Annotated in this window: 18 protein-coding genes; 12 read left to right on the top strand and 6 right to left on the bottom strand. The window is 60.0% G+C overall.

Features of this window, described 5'->3' with window-relative positions:
• Position 1: 1 nt before the first annotated feature.
• The gene (locus GT571_RS07415) at positions 2 to 652 is read right to left on the bottom strand and encodes a BrxA family protein (protein WP_161156398.1); all 651 of its coding nucleotides are present in this window, start codon (positions 650 to 652) and stop codon (positions 2 to 4) included.
• A gap of 342 nt (positions 653 to 994) precedes the next feature.
• Between GT571_RS07415 and GT571_RS10010 the strand changes: the two genes are divergently transcribed.
• The 3 genes from GT571_RS10010 to GT571_RS07405 all read left to right on the top strand — a co-directional run bounded on the left by GT571_RS10010 (position 995) and on the right by GT571_RS07405 (position 3656).
• A complete protein-coding gene (locus GT571_RS10010; protein ID WP_204987213.1) occupies positions 995 to 1168 on the top strand; it encodes a hypothetical protein in 174 nt (57 codons plus the stop codon).
• A 130-nt stretch (positions 1169 to 1298) separates the two neighbouring features.
• Positions 1299 to 2423 (top strand): 3-phosphoserine/phosphohydroxythreonine transaminase, encoded by a 1125-nt coding sequence (gene serC / locus GT571_RS07410; RefSeq protein ID WP_161156396.1) that lies wholly within the window; start codon positions 1299 to 1301, stop codon positions 2421 to 2423.
• Positions 2424 to 2492: 69 nt separating this feature from the next.
• Positions 2493 to 3656: a phosphoglycerate dehydrogenase gene (locus tag GT571_RS07405; RefSeq protein WP_161156394.1), complete on the top strand. Its 1164-nt coding sequence runs from the start codon at positions 2493 to 2495 to the stop codon at positions 3654 to 3656.
• 347 nt (positions 3657 to 4003) lie between these two features.
• Here GT571_RS07405 and GT571_RS07400 read toward each other — a convergent pair whose 3' ends face one another.
• The gene (locus GT571_RS07400) at positions 4004 to 4552 is read right to left on the bottom strand and encodes a hypothetical protein (RefSeq protein ID WP_147330808.1); all 549 of its coding nucleotides are present in this window, start codon (positions 4550 to 4552) and stop codon (positions 4004 to 4006) included.
• A 655-nt stretch (positions 4553 to 5207) separates the two neighbouring features.
• Between GT571_RS07400 and GT571_RS07395 the strand changes: the two genes are divergently transcribed.
• Both GT571_RS07395 and GT571_RS07390 read left to right on the top strand, forming a co-directional pair.
• Complete coding sequence (locus GT571_RS07395; RefSeq protein WP_161156390.1) at positions 5208 to 6428, top strand: M20 family metallopeptidase; 1221 nt, start codon at positions 5208 to 5210, stop codon at positions 6426 to 6428.
• A gap of 39 nt (positions 6429 to 6467) precedes the next feature.
• A complete protein-coding gene (locus GT571_RS07390; protein WP_117563978.1) occupies positions 6468 to 7157 on the top strand; it encodes a DUF1015 family protein in 690 nt (229 codons plus the stop codon).
• A 129-nt stretch (positions 7158 to 7286) separates the two neighbouring features.
• Here the strand turns inward: GT571_RS07390 and GT571_RS07385 are convergent, their stop codons facing one another.
• The 3 genes from GT571_RS07385 to GT571_RS07375 all read right to left on the bottom strand — a co-directional run bounded on the left by GT571_RS07385 (position 7287) and on the right by GT571_RS07375 (position 9236).
• Positions 7287 to 7922, bottom strand: coding sequence for a histidine phosphatase family protein (locus GT571_RS07385; protein ID WP_117772998.1), 636 nt, complete (start codon positions 7920 to 7922; stop codon positions 7287 to 7289).
• 17 nt (positions 7923 to 7939) lie between these two features.
• Positions 7940 to 8482, bottom strand: a complete 543-nt coding sequence (locus GT571_RS07380) for a histidine phosphatase family protein (protein ID WP_055252053.1) — start codon at positions 8480 to 8482, stop codon at positions 7940 to 7942.
• 82 nt (positions 8483 to 8564) lie between these two features.
• The gene (locus tag GT571_RS07375) at positions 8565 to 9236 is read right to left on the bottom strand and encodes a nitroreductase family protein (RefSeq protein ID WP_158563751.1); all 672 of its coding nucleotides are present in this window, start codon (positions 9234 to 9236) and stop codon (positions 8565 to 8567) included.
• Between the two features lie 235 nt (positions 9237 to 9471).
• Between GT571_RS07375 and GT571_RS07370 the strand changes: the two genes are divergently transcribed.
• Both GT571_RS07370 and GT571_RS07365 read left to right on the top strand, forming a co-directional pair.
• Positions 9472 to 10074: an HdeD family acid-resistance protein gene (locus GT571_RS07370; protein WP_161156388.1), complete on the top strand. Its 603-nt coding sequence runs from the start codon at positions 9472 to 9474 to the stop codon at positions 10072 to 10074.
• Positions 10075 to 10557 (top strand): YaiI/YqxD family protein, encoded by a 483-nt coding sequence (locus GT571_RS07365; RefSeq protein WP_161156386.1) that lies wholly within the window; start codon positions 10075 to 10077, stop codon positions 10555 to 10557.
• 133 nt (positions 10558 to 10690) lie between these two features.
• Here GT571_RS07365 and GT571_RS07360 read toward each other — a convergent pair whose 3' ends face one another.
• Positions 10691 to 11779, bottom strand: coding sequence for a putative manganese transporter (locus GT571_RS07360; RefSeq protein ID WP_161156384.1), 1089 nt, complete (start codon positions 11777 to 11779; stop codon positions 10691 to 10693).
• Between the two features lie 171 nt (positions 11780 to 11950).
• Between GT571_RS07360 and GT571_RS07355 the strand changes: the two genes are divergently transcribed.
• The 5 genes from GT571_RS07355 (at position 11951) to GT571_RS07335 (ending at position 17577) form a co-directional block, all read left to right on the top strand.
• The gene (locus tag GT571_RS07355) at positions 11951 to 12919 is read left to right on the top strand and encodes a 3'-5' exonuclease (RefSeq protein WP_055252061.1); all 969 of its coding nucleotides are present in this window, start codon (positions 11951 to 11953) and stop codon (positions 12917 to 12919) included.
• 349 nt (positions 12920 to 13268) lie between these two features.
• Positions 13269 to 14414, top strand: coding sequence for a hypothetical protein (locus GT571_RS07350; protein WP_161156382.1), 1146 nt, complete (start codon positions 13269 to 13271; stop codon positions 14412 to 14414).
• Positions 14415 to 14877: 463 nt separating this feature from the next.
• Positions 14878 to 15243, top strand: a complete 366-nt coding sequence (locus GT571_RS07345; RefSeq protein ID WP_161156380.1) for an ArsR/SmtB family transcription factor — start codon at positions 14878 to 14880, stop codon at positions 15241 to 15243.
• A 63-nt stretch (positions 15244 to 15306) separates the two neighbouring features.
• On the top strand, positions 15307 to 15525 hold the full coding sequence (locus GT571_RS07340; protein ID WP_006235433.1) for a cation transporter: 219 nt from the start codon (positions 15307 to 15309) through the stop codon (positions 15523 to 15525).
• Between the two features lie 99 nt (positions 15526 to 15624).
• A complete protein-coding gene (locus tag GT571_RS07335) occupies positions 15625 to 17577 on the top strand; it encodes a heavy metal translocating P-type ATPase (RefSeq protein WP_192934670.1) in 1953 nt (650 codons plus the stop codon).
• The last annotated feature ends 183 nt before the right edge of the window (positions 17578 to 17760 follow it).

Here is a 17760-nt window from a genome sequence, read left to right as displayed (position 1 = left end):
GCTACATCACCGCCCTGCCGGTAAGGGCCGCGATAAGCGACTGCTCGCCCAGCTGAACCAAGGCTCGCTCGACATCGGAATCGAGGAAGAGTGGTGACAGGCGCTCGGACTCCGGGCCCTGGCCCTCGCCGATAAGGCCGGCATGGCGGAGCGTCTGGCGGAGCGAGCCCTTAATGCGCTTGACCGTGGCCTCAGTCCAGCGGGCCGCGTCCGGATACTCCGTGGTAAAGCGTGTCATAAAGGCGTTGAGGTCAACCGCCGTAAAGGCATAATCGAAGTTTTGTAGGCGCTCCCCTACCTCGACGAGCACGAGCTCGCGCACGATGTCGTAGCGGCAGATCATGCTGTAGAAGATGGCCTGGTCCGCCTGCGTGGGGGCGCCGGATGCCATGAGGCTGGTTAGGGATGACGCAGCCTCGACGGCGGTATTGGGGTCGATGCAGCGCGCGGCGCATACGGCGTCCGTGGGCACCATGGCGTCGAGGCGGCGAAGGCACACGGCTACGCGGTTGGCGACCATGCGCTCCGTGGGATATTGAAAGAGGTTCTCGCTCTTTACGCGTACAATGACCTGCTCGTCGCTTGCGCCCTGCATACGAAGGGCAGCGACGATGCGCATCTCATGCGGGAGGAATTGCTCGCGGGTGAGCACCCCCCCCCCCGAACGCTTTTTGTGGTTACATCCACAGTACACGCTCCAAGGGTGTCAAAGGCTGTCACAAGTACGCCGCAACCCGGCAGGCAGGCGCGGCGCACATGACAATAATCATACCTGTTGGTAAAAAAGTTACCACGCCCAGAGTTTCAAATGTTGAGCAACAAAATTTAATCCGGTTAACGGTCATTTTCGCAGCTTAGAAACTTTAACGAGGTCGCCCCAAATCACACATGCCAGACAACCGCGCTTACGAATGCAGGCACGCACACGCCCAACGCCACCCTCCGCTACACTCAACATAGAGTTCTACATATGATCCTATGTAAGGAGTTTCATATGCCTGTCGTAAAGCCTATTTCTGATCAGACGCGCGCGCTAACTACCATTCAGGAACGCGAAGATCGCATTCAACGTACCATCGCTCATGGTTATGACGACCTCACCAACGGTCGTGTGCGCCCCTGGAAACAAGCGAAGGCCGAGGCGGATCGGATGCGAGCCTCGAGATAAGCCCTCCCCCATGTAACCATCCTGTAAATCATAGCGGCGCACTCGAGTTTTACCGTGATACGGTCGCGCCCGGCGCTCCACTGTGCTAAAGTATCCCGAACGTTCAAATGACTACGAGGGGAACTAGAAGATGGCACGTGTGCACAACTTCTCAGCTGGCCCGGCCGCGCTGCCTACAAGCGTGCTCGCCGAGATCGCCGACGAGATGATGGACTACCGCGGTTGCGGCATGTCCGTGCTCGAGATGAGCCATCGATCTAGCATGTACCAGCAGATCATCGACGACGCCGAGGCAACCCTGCGCCGTCTGCTGAGCATCCCCGACAACTACCGTGTCCTGTTTTTGCAGGGCGGCGCCACGCTGCAGTTTGCGGGCATCCCCATGAACCTCATGCGCCGCGGCCGCGCCGGCTACGTCGTGACCGGCAACTTTGCCAACAAAGCGTACAAGGAGGCCGCCAAGTACGGCGAGGCCGTGCTGCTCGCGAGCTCCGAGGACACCAACTTCGACCGCATTCCCAACATGGCCGACATCAGCGCGCGCATTGCCGCCGAGGCCACGGGCGACGGGCTCGACTACGTCTACATCTGCCAGAACAACACTATCTTTGGCACCATGTACCACGAGCTGCCCGATTGCGGCGACGTGCCGCTGGTCGCCGATGTCTCGAGCTGCTTTCTGTCGCAGCCGCTCGACGTTGAGCGCTACGGGCTCATTTACGCCGGCGCGCAGAAAAACGCCGGCGCCGCGGGCGTGACCGTGGTCATCGTGCGCGACGATCTGATCGCCGACGGCCCGGCCTTTGCGCAGACGCCGCAGTACCTGGACCTTAAGACCCAGGCCGCCAAAGGCTCCATGCTCAACACGCCCAACACCTTTGGCATTTACGTGTGCGGCAAGGTGTTTCGTTGGGTCGAGAAGACCGGCGGACTTGCCGCCATGGCCGAGCGCAACTGGGCCAAGGCCAACCTGCTCTATGACCTGCTCGAGCACAGCGAGCTGTTCCATGGCACCGCGCAGGCCGGCAGCCGCTCCATCGCCAACGTCACCTTCCGCACCGACGACGCCAGGCTCGACACGGCCTTTGTCGCAGGCGCGGCCGAGCACCAGATTCAAAACGTCAAGGGCCATCGCCTCGTCGGCGGCATGCGCGCCAGCGTGTACAACGCCGTCACCATGGAGGACGTGCAGGCACTGGCCTCGTATATGAAGGACTTCGAAGCGCAGCATAGTTTGAGTCCGCGATCTAACTAGCCCGCAACGAGCGGGCCGACCAGCCACTTCAAACCACTTGTTATAAACAAATCCGCTAAGGAGTTTTTCATGCGCAAGATTAAGACCATCGACGACATTACCAAGGACGGCAAAGTCGAGTTTGGCGAGGGCTACGAGTTTGTGGACACCGCCGAGGAGGCCGACGCTATCCTGATGCGCTCCACCGACCTGCACGGCTACGAGCTGCCCGAGGGCATCCGCGCCATCGCCCGCTGCGGCGCCGGCGTCAACAACATCCCCGTCGAGGAGTACGCCAAGAAGGGCGTCGTCGTCTTTAACTCCCCCGGCGCCAACAGCAACGCCGTCAAGGAGCTCGTCCTGGGCATGCTGGTGCTCTCGAGCCGCGGCGTGGTGCAGTCGATGAACTGGGTACGCGACAACGCCGACGATCCCAAGATTCAGGTCGATGCCGAGAAGGCCAAGAAGGCCTTTGTGGGCCGCGAGCTCAAGGGCAAGCGCATCGGCGTCATCGGCCTGGGCAACGTAGGCTCCAAGGTCGCCAACGCCTGTGTCGACCTGGGCATGGACGTTTACGGCTACGATCCGTTCATTTCCGTCGAGCACGCGTGGGTGCTGAGCCGCGAGGTGCAGCGCGTGGGCACGCTCGAGGATCTGTGCCGCGGCTGCGACTACCTCACCGTGCACGTGCCCAGCAAGGCAGACACCATCGGCATGATCAGCACCGAGCAGATTAACCTGCTGGCGCCCGACGCCGTGCTCATCAACTACGCGCGCGAAACCATCATTGACGAGGACGCCGTCGACGCTGCCCTGCGCGAGGGCAAGCTCAGCTGGTTTAGCTGTGACTTTGCCACGCCCAAGACCGTCAAGATGCCCAACACGTTTATCACCACGCATTCGGGTGCCGGCACCGGCGAGGCCGAGGCCAACTGCGCCGACATGGCCATCAGCGAGCTCAAGGATTACCTGGAAAACGGCAACATCGCGCACAGCGTCAACTACCCCGCCTGCAGCATGGGCAAGGCGCGCGCCGCAAGCCGCATTGCCTGCCTGCATGCCAACGTGCCCAACATGATCGGCCAGATCACGGCCATTCTCGCCAAGGACAACGCCAACGTGCAGCGCATGACCAACGAGTCCGCTGGCGAGAACGCCTACACCATGTTCGACACCGATGAGCACCTGGACGGCAGCACGATCGAGGCACTCAAGCATATTCCGTCGATGTATCGTGTGCGCGTGATTAAATAGCGCCGGCGCCAATCCTGCCAGACAGACCACGAAGCCCATTCGGCCCCCGTTTTCACGAAACGGGGGCCGATTTTGTTGCTCCGGACGACTTTAAAATGATACCCATAACAAGTTTTTTCAGATAATCGATAGTGAGGCTCAAGTCGCTAAGCACACCCGCTTTGATAAACAGCTTTATCAGGGACTTTAGTAGGTAAAAATCGATCTCTATGTGCCGAATGTAAGTTGACTGTCCATTTTCCGAAACAACTTATTCTAGATAGCATTTTTAAGGCCCCTCCAAGGCGAAATATAAGTCTTTTTGTGACCAAAACTCTAGTCCGCGCGACCGTTTTCCACCCGCGCGGCTACATTCCTGCCCAATCGATAAAAATCTCCTCACGAAGCCGCCGTTCGAGCTCCTGCTGTCGCGGCGTCTTGTCTTTCAGCGGCACATCGAGATAGGACATGATGAGCTCCATCACCACGCGGAAGGCATCGGAGTCGGCCAGCTGACCATAGGTCATCAGAATGACGGGATATCCCATCGCTTGCAGCGCCGTCGTTCGATCGGAGTCCGAAATCTTGGATTCAATGGATCCGTGAATGGCTTTACCCTGGCATTCAACCAGACACTCTCGGCTGCCGTCCTTATTTGCCAGCAGGATATCGGCATAGCGCCTATCAAGCCCCGAAATCAGGCGGGCGCTGCGCGTCATACGAATCTCAACGTTATTGGTAAGGCTCAGCCCTTCGCCGCCGCGCAACCTCGTAAGGCCAAACAGCATCGAAGCCTGGACCTCGAGCGGCGATGCTGCCACCCCCGTAATGCATTTCGCGGCTCGTATGAACGATTTAGCGCCGCGGAGCCCCCGGACCTTATCGACGAACTCTGTAAGCTCAGAGAGCTCGATCAAGGGAGGTCGTTTCCACAAGTCCGTTGGATTCCCCGAGACATCCTTTACGTTTTCCCAGCCCGACCGTGCGTCACCCCACCGGCCCCCGTATGCCTGCTCAAGTGCCGACTTTACCTGAGGCGCAATCTTGCACACGGCAAAGGTGTCGCACATCTCATACATGCACATGATTAGACGCTCGTTTGAGACCGAGGAAGCCAGGGTCAGCAGGGTAAAGAGTGGGGACGCAACATCGAGGCCAAACTCCGTCTGCCGCACGGAATCAAACGGCCTCTCCCCGTTCCAAACATGCCTGACAATGCGATCGCCCTTACGTCCGCAGCTGCCCTGCGCCAACACGTGTAACGGGGTGCCCAGGAAATGCGTGACGAGCGGATGCTCACATAGGTGCTCCCTGCGCGGATCGTCCGCAGAATCGGGCAGGTCCGGCATTATTGCCAAGACCTGTGGAGGTATCCGGTGATACCGAAAGGCAGATATGTCGCACAGCATGTCGTCCATGAAGGGTACGTACCCGCTGCGTCGCTTGTGAACCCGCCCGGACGGCAAACGCGCTGGCTCGGCCTGCGAACGGTAAATACTGCCACGCCCACGTCGCGGATCTCTCAGGAGGCTTACAATCGGTTTGGAAAGCAAACTGATTGTGAGGTTGCATATGGTTGATGAGGATTTTGCCTGGCGGCTTGCGCAGGAGCTTGTGCGGATCGACAGCTCAGACCCGGGCGCGTATGAGGATGAAATTGAGCGCTTCATTAAGAGGCTCATTGAGCAGCAGCTGGCACAACTTGATAGTTCTGCGCTCGATGCCGTGCAGATTGAGGAGCTCGAAGTGCTGCCCGGGCGCCGCAACCTTAAAGTCACCGTGCCGGGCCAAAGCGACGAGCCGCGGCTGATCTATATCTGCCACATGGATACCGTCACCTTGGGCGATGGCTGGGACGCAGACATCGAACCGCTTGGGGCGGTTGTGCGCGACGATAAACTCTATGGCCGCGGTGCCTGCGATATGAAGGGTGGCCTGGCCTGCGCCATTGCCGCACTGGTCCATACGCTCGAGCGCGTGGCGGCGGATGGCGCGCTGCCACGCCGCGGCTTTTCGCTCATCTGCTCGGTCGACGAGGAAGACTTCATGCGCGGCTCAGAGGCCGCGATCGATGCTGGCTGGGTCAGCTCGCGCGAATGGGTGCTGGACACCGAGCCCACCGACGGACAGATCCAGGTGGCGCACAAGGGGCGTACGTGGTTCGAGATTGAAATGGCTGGCGTGACGGCGCATGCGAGCCAGCCTTGGAAGGGCGCGGATGGCGTCGCCGCCATGGCCGAGGTCGTGTGTTCGCTTCGTCGCGCGTTTGCGGCGCTGCCCGCGCACGATGAGCTGGGGCCTTCGACCATCACGTTTGGCCAAATCGAGGGCGGATATCGCCCCTACGTCGTACCCGACCGCGCCAAAGTCTGGGTCGACATGCGCCTGACCCCGCCGACCGATACGGCCGCCGCAATCAATATGGTCGAGCATGCCATCGCCGTCGCCGAAGCCGCCGTTCCCGGTTGCCATGGCAGCTACACCGTGACGGGCGACCGCCCCGCCATCGAGCGCGACCCGAACTCTCCCCTTCTAGCAGCGCTCAAGCGTGCCGCCGATGACGTAACGGACGCGGACACGACCGTCGGCTTCTTTACCGGCTACACCGATACCGCCGTCATTGCCGGCAAGACAGGCAACCGCAATTGTATGAGCTACGGCCCCGGCTCGTTGGCGCTCGCACACAAGCCCGACGAGTATGTGCCCCATGCCGATATCGTTCGCTGCCAAAACGTGCTCATCGCGCTTGCCGATAACACGCTCTGGGACGCAAGCGGCCAAGTTGGGGCATAATAAGCCGCGAACAAACCGACTCGCGCGTTAGGACCGCCCATGAAAGCACTTCCGTTTCCCTGCATCCGCCCGGCTCAGGACCGTGTGCTCGAGGCGCTGCCTGCGATGGGCGGTATCCTGAGCGGCAACGACGCCCTGCGCGGCGCCATTGCTGACGGCCTAATGCTCAAGGATCCAGGCGCGGCGTATTACGTGTACGAATGCTCGGGCGAGCCGGGTCGCGCGACGGGTGTCGTGGCGATTTGCCCGGTTAACGTACTGACGGGTAGCGACGAGGCTGCCGCCGAGAGCGTCGACGCACTCGCCGCCGCGCGCGCGATCGCCGAGCTTAAGGTGCAGCCGCGCCCCGTGTCGCTCGCCTACGAGGCGTCGCCCGTCATGGATATCATTTTGAGCGCTGCCAAAGAGGGCGCATCGCTCTACGCCGTCACCGATCCCGCGGGCGTCACACATCGCGTGTGGGAGGTCAAGCGCGAGGACGCCGTTGCCGCCATCCGTGCCATGCTCGATCAGGCGCCCGACCCGGTGTTCGCCGGTGACTCCGCCTATGTCGCCGCACTGGCTGGGGCATCGCAGATTCTGGCCGACGAGGCCCGCGCTGCCGGCGCCTACTCTGGCAAAGAGCCGTTCAACTTTGCTGTAGCCGTGCTGTTCCCCGCCGCGCAGGTCAGCGGCAGCGCGCCGCAGGTTCCGACGGGTCTGCTCACTCACCAGGTCTCACGGTTCTAGCGAACTCAAACGCTAAGCTGGAAAACCCAGCATCCAAACAAACAAGGGGCGGAGATGCAGCAAACGCATGCACCTCCGCCCTTTTCGCATCAAACAATTACGCCGGTAAACCGGGCCGCAACGTCAGCGTTATCCACGCTGCGGACCTGCCGCCGCCACGAGCGGCTCTAGCCCCAGCTCGCGCGCGTAGTCTTCCTGCGTAAAGACTTCGACCAGTTCAAACGTATCGGCCGCATCGTCAAACGCAAAATGCAGCACTGAGCAGTTGCCCGGCACGCGTTCGCGCTCGTCGGCCGCCGCGCCCCGCACGTGGTCCAAAAACTCCTTGATAGCTGAGCCATGACTTACCGCGAGCACGCACGTATGGTCCGGACGCCGCATAAGATCGGTCAGCGTCGCCACCATGCGCGTGCGCACCTGGATCTGGCCCTCGCCGCCAAACTGCCGATAGAAGTCGCGCCACGGGCGCTCGGGCATAAGCATCACGCGCTCGGCCTCAAAGTCGCCAAAGAACCACTCACGCAGGCCGTCCAGGCGCTCGTACGCCAAGCCCGGCCACAAGTTGGCGATAGTCTGCTCGGTGCGATGAAGCGTAGAGGTGTAGGCATGATCGGGCTCAATGCCGCGCGCACGTAAAAACATGCCGGCGCGCGCCGCCTGGTCGCAACCCAACTGCGTAAGCGGCGAGTCACTCCACCCCTGAATGATACGCTTAAGGTTGAATATCGTCTGTCCATGACGGACCAGATACAGATCTTTATTCATAGGGGTCCTTTCGTTCGTTACCAACCCAAGAGCGAAAACGCCCCGTCGCAATAGCCAAAATGAAGCACGGCACCGTTGTCGGGTAGCTCTCCCCCGCCAGTCACATACTCAAGAAACTCCTGGCAGGCTGAGCCGTGGGAAACCGCCAGCACGCAGTCGTGCTGCGGCCGGGCCATAATACGGGACAGCGCCGCGACCATGCGCGACTGAAGCTGCACTTCCGACTCGCCGCCAAAGGCCACCGGATAATCGCCCCAGGGCTGCGGCGGCATCTCGCGATTTGATGTGCCCTCCAGCGAGCCAAAATGCCACTCACGCAGGTCATCGACCAGCTCAATGGAACGGCCCTCGCCAACGATAAGCTCGGCCGTATGCCGCGCCCGGCCCAACGGCGAGGAATACACATGATCAAAGGCCACGCCACGCGCCGCAAACGCCGTACGCGCCGTCAGCGCCTGCTCGCGCCCGCGCGCCGTAAGCGGCGAATCGTGCCAGCCCTGCAAAATGCTCTGCACATTGAGCTCAGTCTGCCCATGCCGCACCAAATACAGATCTGCCACACGCTCTCCCCTCGTACCACCACAAAGGGGACAGGCACCTTTGTGGTGGTTTACCGTCTGATCACGCCGCGGTGACGCTCAGCTACACCAGCACGTCGGCGAGCGGGCGCTTGGGTACGTGGTGCACCTGCGCATCGTCACGCCAGTAATTAATTGAGCCGTCGGGGTTGGAATCGATCGCATCGATCATCTGCGTCTCGGCCGGCACGCCAAAAGCCATGATCAGCTTGAGCTCATACTTGTCGTTATCGAGCCCCATAGCATCGATCGCGTGGGGCGTAAAGGCCTTGAACATGCAGGCTGCCACCTCGGGCGTGGCGCTGCGAGCGGCGAGCATCATCGTCTGCGCGGCAATGCCCGTGTCGACCTCGGTGATGGGCGCGGCGGGCTTACCCGGAACAGCGCGCTCGGCAAGAATCGCGATGTAGCCGGTCGGACGCTCGCCCTCGGCAGGACCCGACCAATCCTTAAGCGCGCCGGCCCATGCAAGCTCATCAAATACACGCGCGCAATCCTCGGCACCGCTCACCACATGAAAACGCAGACGCTGAGCATTGGCGCCGCAGGGAGCCAGGTGCGCCAGTTCCGCCAGCTCGAGCAAAAACTCGCGCGGCACGCGCATGGACTCGTCAAAACGGCGGCACGTACGGGCGCGGCGGACCAGCGCGTCAAACGTGTCCAGGCCAAGCTTTTCGCAACCTTGCTTTGCCATCGATTCGACACTCGACGGTGCCTCGGGAACTGCTTCGTTCATAGGGACCCCCAATACAAGCCAATTGTCCTTAGGAAAATCTAACCTAAAACGTAGGCAATAACGAACAGGGCTGCAATGTTCTACACCTGTTGAATAGAAAATCGCGACGTGGGGAACAACGGAAACAATTCGGGGCCTTTGGGTTACGTTTCGCCCTCCCCGACCCATACGTCAGCGCCCTTAGGGGATACTGGTTGTAACGATCAAGGCTTACGCCGCACGGAAAGGAGACATTATGGGCATCTTTAAGAACGATGACCAAAAATCGAGCCAGTTTGGATTTGACGAGAAAAGCATGGCAGGCAAAGCCGTCAAGGCCGTGCGCTGGATCTACGCCATCACGGGCGTCGTGGCGCTCATTGCTGGTATCGCGCTGCTTTTTGCACCCGCCAAGTCCCTCGTCTTTTTGACGACCGTCCTGGGCTTCTACTTTGTGATTACGGCAGTCATCAGGCTGTTCACTGCCATTTTTGAGCCGCTGCTGCCCACCGGCTGGCGCGTGACGAGCATCATCTCCAACCTACTCATTATCTTGGGCGGCGTCATAATCCTGCGCAACCAGGCCTTCTCGACCGCGACGCTCACCACGATGGTGGTTATCGTGGCCGGCTTTGGCTGGATTGTCGAAGGTGTCATGTCCATTCTGGAGTCCGAGCTTTCGTCCAACCGCGCCCTCGCCATCCTGAGCGGCGCACTTTCCATCATCGCCGGCATGTTCGTGTTTATCTATCCGCTGTGGTCGGCCAAGATGCTCGTCATCTTTAGCGGCGCCGCGCTGCTGGTGTTTGGCGTAACGCTGATTGTTCGCGCTATTCAATTTGGCAAACTGGTGCGCTAGATGCCACGAACGCTCTTTATTGATGCAGACGCCTGCCCGGTCGCGCGCGAGTCGATTGACTGCGCGCGGCGGGCGGGCGTCGCCGTTATTATCGCCGGCAACAGCACGCAAAACCTGGAACGGCACATTCGCCGCGACGACCCGCGCGATGCCGAGCACGCGCGACGCGGCTTTTGGGTCACGACGCTCGACGTGAGCGTGGGCGCCGACAGCGCCGACTTTGCCATTGTCGAACGCCTGCAGGCGGGCGACGTGGTCGTGACGCAGGACATTGGCTTGGCGAGCATGGTGCTCGGGCGCGATGCCGCCGCTATCGGTGTGCGCGGGCGCGTCTACGACAAAGCAACCATCGACATGCAGCTGTTTATTCGCCACGAGGAAAAGAAGGTGCGCCGCGCCGGCGGACGCACTCGCGGGCCGGCGGCATTTACCAGCGAAGACCGCGCCCGCTTTAAACGCAACCTCACCGAGCTGCTGCGCTAACCAAGGTAGATTTTTGGGACATGTCCGGAAATCTACCTTTTTGTTTTGGCGATTGACGCGCATCCAACGCCCAAGTCATGGCGGTAGATTTTACGGTATACCCCAGTTTTTACGGCCTATCCCAAACATCTACTTAGAGGCCAAAGGCGGAAAGGATGAGACCCCAGCCCGCGCCGATGACGTACATCATAATCAGGAACACGGCATTTTCGCGGGCGCTGCGGTTGGTGCGGAACAGCACCAGATAACCCACGCCGGCGGAAATGAGCGTGCCGGCGAGCATCGGGGCCAGCTGCAGCGCGCCTTCCAGGTACAGTTGCGTGATGACGACGCTGGCCGAGCAGTTGGGGATCAGGCCGACGAGTGCCGAGCCCAGGACCGCAAGCGTCTCGTTGCCGCGCAGGAACTGCTCGATTGCGGACTCGCCGAACGTCTCGAGCACGGCAACCAGAATCAGCGTCACCAGGAAAATGAATACCGATACCTGCACGGTGTGGGAGATGGCGCTGCGGATAATCGACAGGACAGGCGTCCCTTCGTGGGAATGGGAGTGACCGTGACCATCATGGTGTTCATATTCGCCCTCATGACCGTGATCGTGGCCATGTCCGTGTTCGTGCTCGTCCTCGTCTTCATCACAACCGCAATGGTCGCGCTCGCACAGCTCGTGGATGTGGTCGGCGCTCACACCCGCCTCGGCCACCTCGTCGATGATGTCACAGCCAGTGTGGTCGTCGTGCGCGCAATTCACGTGGGCCGGGTTGGCCGCGGTTCCCAGCACGGTACGGCGAATCGCCGCGTGCGCGCGGGCGTTACGGCGCAGGCCGCGAATGGCAGCGTCCACGATAAAACCCGTGACCAGTGCGATCAGCGCTTTCGAAGCCAAAAGCATCGCCATAGTCTGCACGGGAACCTGCTCGGCAAGCAACAGCGGCAGCATCTCATCGGAGGTCGAAAGGAACACCGCCACCAACGTGCCCAAGGTCACGACACGGCCGGCGTACAGCGTTGCTGCCATGGCCGAAAATCCGCACTGCGGCACCATGCCCAGCAGCGAGCCAACCACGGGACCCGCAGCGCCGGCGCGCTTGATAGCGCCGTTGACGCGGTCGCCCGCAACGTGCTCAAGTGTCTCGAGAGCAAGATACGTCACCAACAAAAACGGCACCAGCGACAGCGTGTCCTTGCCGGCGTCGAGCAGAATATCAATCAGTAAATCCATGACGGATGGAACCTTTCGTGTCTTTCGGCAGCATTGTAAAAGTCCTAGCGGTCAACTAGGGTATTGTAGTTGTCCCGGGCGCGGTGCCAATAGTTGCCTATGGTAAACTATCATCTCGCCATAACTCAGTAACCTCGAGCCGCACAACGCGGCCCGTCCAAGGAGTAGCATATGAACGTATCGCAAGCACTCGAATACGAGCGCCAGCCGTTTATCCCCATGTTTATCTACGGCGACCACGGCGCCATGGAGTCCGAGCGCCAGAAGGGCGAGGAGGCCCTCAAGGTGCTCGAGACCGAGTACTTTACCGCCGAGGGCGACCCCGGCTTCGACTTTGCCACCGTGCGCGACCTGGCCGACCGCAACCGCGACCTGTGCGACCAGATTGGCGAGGCGCGTCTGCGCAACGTGACGCCCGCGACGCTCTCGCGCGGCCTGTCCGATGCCGACACCTGCGCCGCCATCGGCAAGATGCAAAAGCGCACCGCCGCGTCCGTTATGCGCGAAATCCGCGGCGACCGCGACGCGCTCGGCGTGGCCTACGCCCGCAAGCCCATCCAGGGCACCGTGCTCGGTATCGACATCGAGACCACCGGACGTGCACCCGAGCGCGGCTATATCATCAACGTGGGCTGGGAGATCATGGAGCTCACCAGCGACGCCGTCCCGCATGACGCCGAGGCACACTACTGCGGCCTGCCCGACATCTACCGCGGCGAGGATGTGCCGTTGTCGAATATCCACCACATCACCTGGGACGACATCGACGGCAAAAAGCCGTTCCGCGAGAACAAAGAGCTGCAAAAGCAGCTGCTCAAGCTTATGAAGAAGTACCCGTACATGGCACACAACGCCGCCTTTGAGGACAGCTGGTTCAAGATCCACCTGGACGGCTACGCCGAGGCACGCCGCGCCGGCAAGATCATCGTCATCGACTCGCGCCAGATCTGCCGCAGCCTGGACGCCGACGTGCGCTCGCTCCCCCGCGAGTCCGCCCCCGCCGCGCTCGAGAACTGGGCACGCCGTCGCGGCACCCTCGCGCCCGACGCCAACGAGCAGCATCTGGGTCTGGACGACACCGACCTCATGCTCCGCACGGTACAGGCCGAGTTCAACCTCAAGAACCTATTCGCGAAATAGCAACGCCTGCGACAAACACTACTTGCTCACGAGCGGCCTCGCAGCGGGAAACACCGCAGCGGGGCCGCCCTATGTTCCACAGATAGATCTGCCATCACAAATTCTGAACCCTCATTTTGAACGATTTCGGCCAATTCCCGACACGTAATTCGTTGTCGGATGGTGATGCATCGATATCAAATGTGCAGCAATTGAGTTTTTATATGCTATAGCTAAGCTGCGATAACATTGATTTTAGGCATGCCAACCCATAATTGCGTCAAGCTTTTGGACAGCATTTGGTTAGGCCCCTAAAACGACTTTCCCACTCAGCGCCATCAGCACGGCATTAGCTGACACGATATATACCATGAGTATCGTATTGTCACATACCACTGCAAAAGCGGTCTACCAGGCCGCGCATTCGGCGTCTACGAAAGACACCGAGCCCTGTAACCCTGCCGCGATTTACGGATCATGTCCCACCGGAACGCTCCTTGACGCAGCCGCAGAATGGCTCACCAAACACGATGTTTCCCTTGACGCAAATGATTGCCTCGAAGTAATGGTGTTTGATCGCAGGAATGCGCGCTATGCAATGAACTGTCAATGCCACGTTTCGTCAAAACGATTCTCGAGCTCACGCTTTATAGAGCTCAAAGATGGCATCTTCATTGTTGGCGTTGAGCTTTGCGCACTTCAGGCCGCCACCTATCTCCCTTTTCGCGAACTGGTGGAGTACTACTTTGAATTGTGCGGCGCTTACTCCCTTGGAACCGGCTCTTCCACCTCGTATAACGAGCGTTTCGCGCTCACCTCGACCGAAAGGTTAAAACAGTTCTTTAATTCCATTACCAGATGCGACGGTCTGGCCCTTGCCCGAAAGGCGATTCAATGTGTGCGCGACGGATGCCGGTCTCCTATGGAAACGGCCTTTGTCATGATGCTAACGCTGCCTAAAAGCGAAGGAGGGCTTGGTATTAAGGGAATTGAGACCGATTGCGAGGTGCAGGTCACCGCTGCCGCAAAGAATCTCACGAGACGCAAAAAGTTCTTTATGGATGCGTATCTAAAGAAATCTCGCACAGACATTGAATACAACGGGTTTTATCATGACGCGGAAGAAGACCGCGCCATCGATGAGGAGCGCAAGAATGCGCTTGCGTCCATGGGATACGGAATCATCACCGTCAGTCGTTATTCCTTTATGCATGCCAGCGCTTTCGTTAGGGTCATGGAGGCGATCCAACGGAAAGAGAGCATACGCCCCTCGCGTCTGCCAAAAGACTTTCAAATCATGCAAGAGGACCTGAGACAGTTTGTGCTCAGAAGGTTTATAGAAGAGAAAAAGCGAATTCAGAAGCAGCTTCGCCAGGATTCCGAAGATCGTCAACAAATCGACCTCGAAAAAGCAACACTCGAAGGTATCACGCTGGATGACCCGACAATAAATGAAGTTCGGCAATCGATGACATGCAGACTGTCGAATCCGACAGCCCATCATTTGCCCAAATAAGCAGCCTCGCGCCCGAGGGCAGAATCTTCGGGGCCGGAAGCTAGACCGGCTAACAAGGTGGGTACCCTAGCGATGTGCAAAATTGCGAGTATTCAGCAGGGTCGGCCCTCCAGCACCCACAAGTTAATCCAAATGAGAAACAAAAACGCTATCGAACGGGAACGTTAGGCAACATTTGAGGAAGACCTTGCCTGTTTACCGCCCTTGGATAACTCTTGAGCGGCTTTATTTGGCCTGGAATAGATTAACGGACCCCCTATAGTTGCAGAATACTCCAATTTTTGCACGGCGCGGGGGCACCCACCCCGGCATCGGCTATCAAAACCGCTCAGTCCGGAATCTCGTCCACTATTCCCCATCATTTTGTGCGACGAATTACCTGAACGTCATTGACATATGAACATGCGCTCATATAATCGGAAGTAAGCTATATGAGCGCATGTTCATATGAAAGGATATTGCAATGAGCATCCGCGGCGACGAAACGAAACCCGACATCGAGGCCACCGAGCCCGTGATCCCCACCACCTGCTCGCCCGAGGACCTTCCCGACGAGGAGCTTCTCTACGACCTTGCCGACCTGTTCAAGGTCTTCAGCGACACCACGCGCATCAAGATTCTCTATGCCCTCATGGGCCGCGAGCTCTGCGTGGCCGACATCGCCGAGACGACCGCAACCTCGCAGTCGGCAGTATCGCACCAGCTGCGCACGCTTAAGCAGTCGCACCTGGTCAAGTTCCGCCGCGACGGCCGCAACATTCTCTACTCGCTCGCCGACGATCACGTCTACACCATGCTTAACCAGGGCATGAGCCATATCTGCGAATAGCAATCAACCACGGTACCAGCGCGGCCTGCACCCAAGCCGCAAAAACAGGGAAAGGAACCCACCATGAAAAAGCAGTTCAAGCTCGACGAGATCGATTGCGCCAACTGCGCGCGTGAACTTCAGGACGAGCTGGCTAAGCTCGATGGCGTCAAGTCCGTTTCGGTCAACTTTATGACCCAGAAGCTAACGCTCGAGGCCGACGACGCCGAGTTCGACGAGGTCCTGGACCGCGTCGTTGAGTTCACCGCCGACGCCGAGCCGGACTGCGAAATCATTCTCTAACCCGCGCATACGTTGACCTGTAAGGCCGCGCTTGCCGCGGCCTTTGCTCGCGAAATTATATGAGCAAGTGTTCATACACTCAAATGGGAGGTTTGAATCATGGCAGCCGCCGATCCCAAAAAGAAAAAGAAGAAGCGCAAGAAGAAAGAGTCCCTTGAGCACAAGCGCAACCGCATCCTGGTAGCACTGGGCATTTTTGTCGTTGTCTATGCCCTCGACGAGCTCGGTGCCCTCACCGCCGCATTTGGGGAGCCGGGCAACATCTATGCCAGCTTCGCACTGTTCCTGGTGCCGTTTTTGATTTCTGGCTACGACGTGCTCCAAAAGGCGTTCAACAACATCCGTCGCGGCAAGGCTTTCGACGAGAGCTTCCTCATGGCCGTCGCGACCATCGGCGCGTTTGCCATGGTGCTCTTCCCCGATACCGATCCGCACATGGCCGAAGGCGCAGCCGTCATGTTGTTCTACCAGGTCGGCGAGCTGTTCCAAGCCTACGCCGTGGGCAAGAGCCGCAAGTCGATCAGCACCATGATGGACATTGCGCCCGATTATGCCAACGTTGAGCAGGCCGATGGCACGTTCGAGCAGGTCTTTCCCGATGACATCGCCGTCGGCACCGTGATCGTGGTCAAGCCCGGCGAGCGCGTGCCTATCGACGGCGTCATCGTCGAGGGCGAAACCCAGCTCGACACCGCCGCGCTCACGGGCGAGTCAGTCCCCCGCCCCGCCAAGTCCGGCGACGATATCATCAGCGGCTGCATCAACATGACGGGCCTCATCCACATGCGCACCACCAAGCCGTTTGGCGAGTCCACCGTCGCGCGCGTCCTGGAGCTCGTGGAGAATGCCAGCGAAAAGAAGGCGCGCACCGAGAACTTCATCACGCGCTTCGCCCGCGTCTACACCCCCGCCGTCACCGGCGCTGCCGCGGTGCTCGCGCTCGGCGGCGGCCTGGTCACCGGTGCCTGGTCCGACTGGATTCTGCGCGGTCTGACCTTCCTGGTCGTCAGCTGCCCGTGCGCCCTCGTGATCAGCGTACCGTTGAGCTTCTTTGGCGGCATCGGCGGCGCGTCCAAGCTGGGCGTTCTCATCAAGGGCTCCAACTACCTCGAGGCGCTCGCCGACGTGGACACCGTCGTCTTCGACAAAACCGGCACGCTCACCAACGGCACGTTCTCAGTCGTCGCGGTGCACCCCGAGGCTGGCTATACCGAGCAGTCGCTGCTCGAAGTCGCCGCCCTCGCCGAGTCGTTCTCCGATCACCCTATCGCGCAGTCGGTGCGCGCCGCCTACCAGGGCGAGCTCGACCCCAAGCGCGTGACAGATTCCGCTAATAATGCGGGCCACGGCGTGACGGCGATCATCGACGGCAAGAATGTCGTCGTCGGCAACGCCAAGATGCTCGCCGCGGGCGGCGTTGAAGCACCGGACTGTGAGGTTGTCGGCACGATCCTCCACGTGCTGGTCGATGGCATCTATGTCGGCCACATCGTGATTGCCGACACCGTAAAGGCCGATGCCGAACAGACGATCCGTGACCTGCACACCGCTGGCATCAAGCGCACCGTCATGCTCACGGGCGACCGCGAGGAAGTGGCTGCGTCCGTTGCCGAACAGTTGGGGCTCGACGAGTTCCACGCGCAGCTGCTGCCAGGCGACAAGGTCGAGCGTGTTGAAGCGCTGCTCGCGGCCGAAAGCGGCAAGGGCAAGCTCGCCTTTGTAGGCGACGGTATCAACGACGCACCCGTGCTTACGCGCGCCGATGTTGGCATTGCCATGGGCGCTATGGGTTCCGACGCTGCAATCGAGGCCGCCGACGTCGTGCTCATGGATGACAAGCCGTCCAACATCGCCCGCGCTATTCGCGTGGCGCGCAAGACCATGACGATTGTTTGGCAGAACATCATCTTTGCGCTGGGCATTAAGCTGCTGATTCTAGTGCTTGCGGCACTGGGCATCGCCAACATGTGGCTTGCCGTGTTCGGCGACGTAGGCGTGGCGATCATCGCCATCCTGAACGCCATGCGCGCGATGGGTGTCAAGAACCTGTAGCGTTCGTGGGCTGTCCGGCCGGGGCCGGGCTTGGTTTTGAAAACGTCCTCGCGCATGAGGCCCGTCTTTCCTGCTCCTGCGGAGCAACGGAAAGGCGGGCCCCGCGCTGACGCTCCTATTTGGCAAGGTGTTTTTTAGAATCCATTTTGCGCTCGGCCTCGAAGGCCCGCCTGTCCCAATCGA

It is taken from the genome of Collinsella aerofaciens, from assembly GCF_009876115.1.
GTDB classification, from domain to species: domain Bacteria; phylum Actinomycetota; class Coriobacteriia; order Coriobacteriales; family Coriobacteriaceae; genus Collinsella; species Collinsella aerofaciens_N.
The sequence above is the reverse complement of the archived record's forward strand: the minus strand, read 5'-3'. Positions and strand labels throughout refer to the sequence as shown.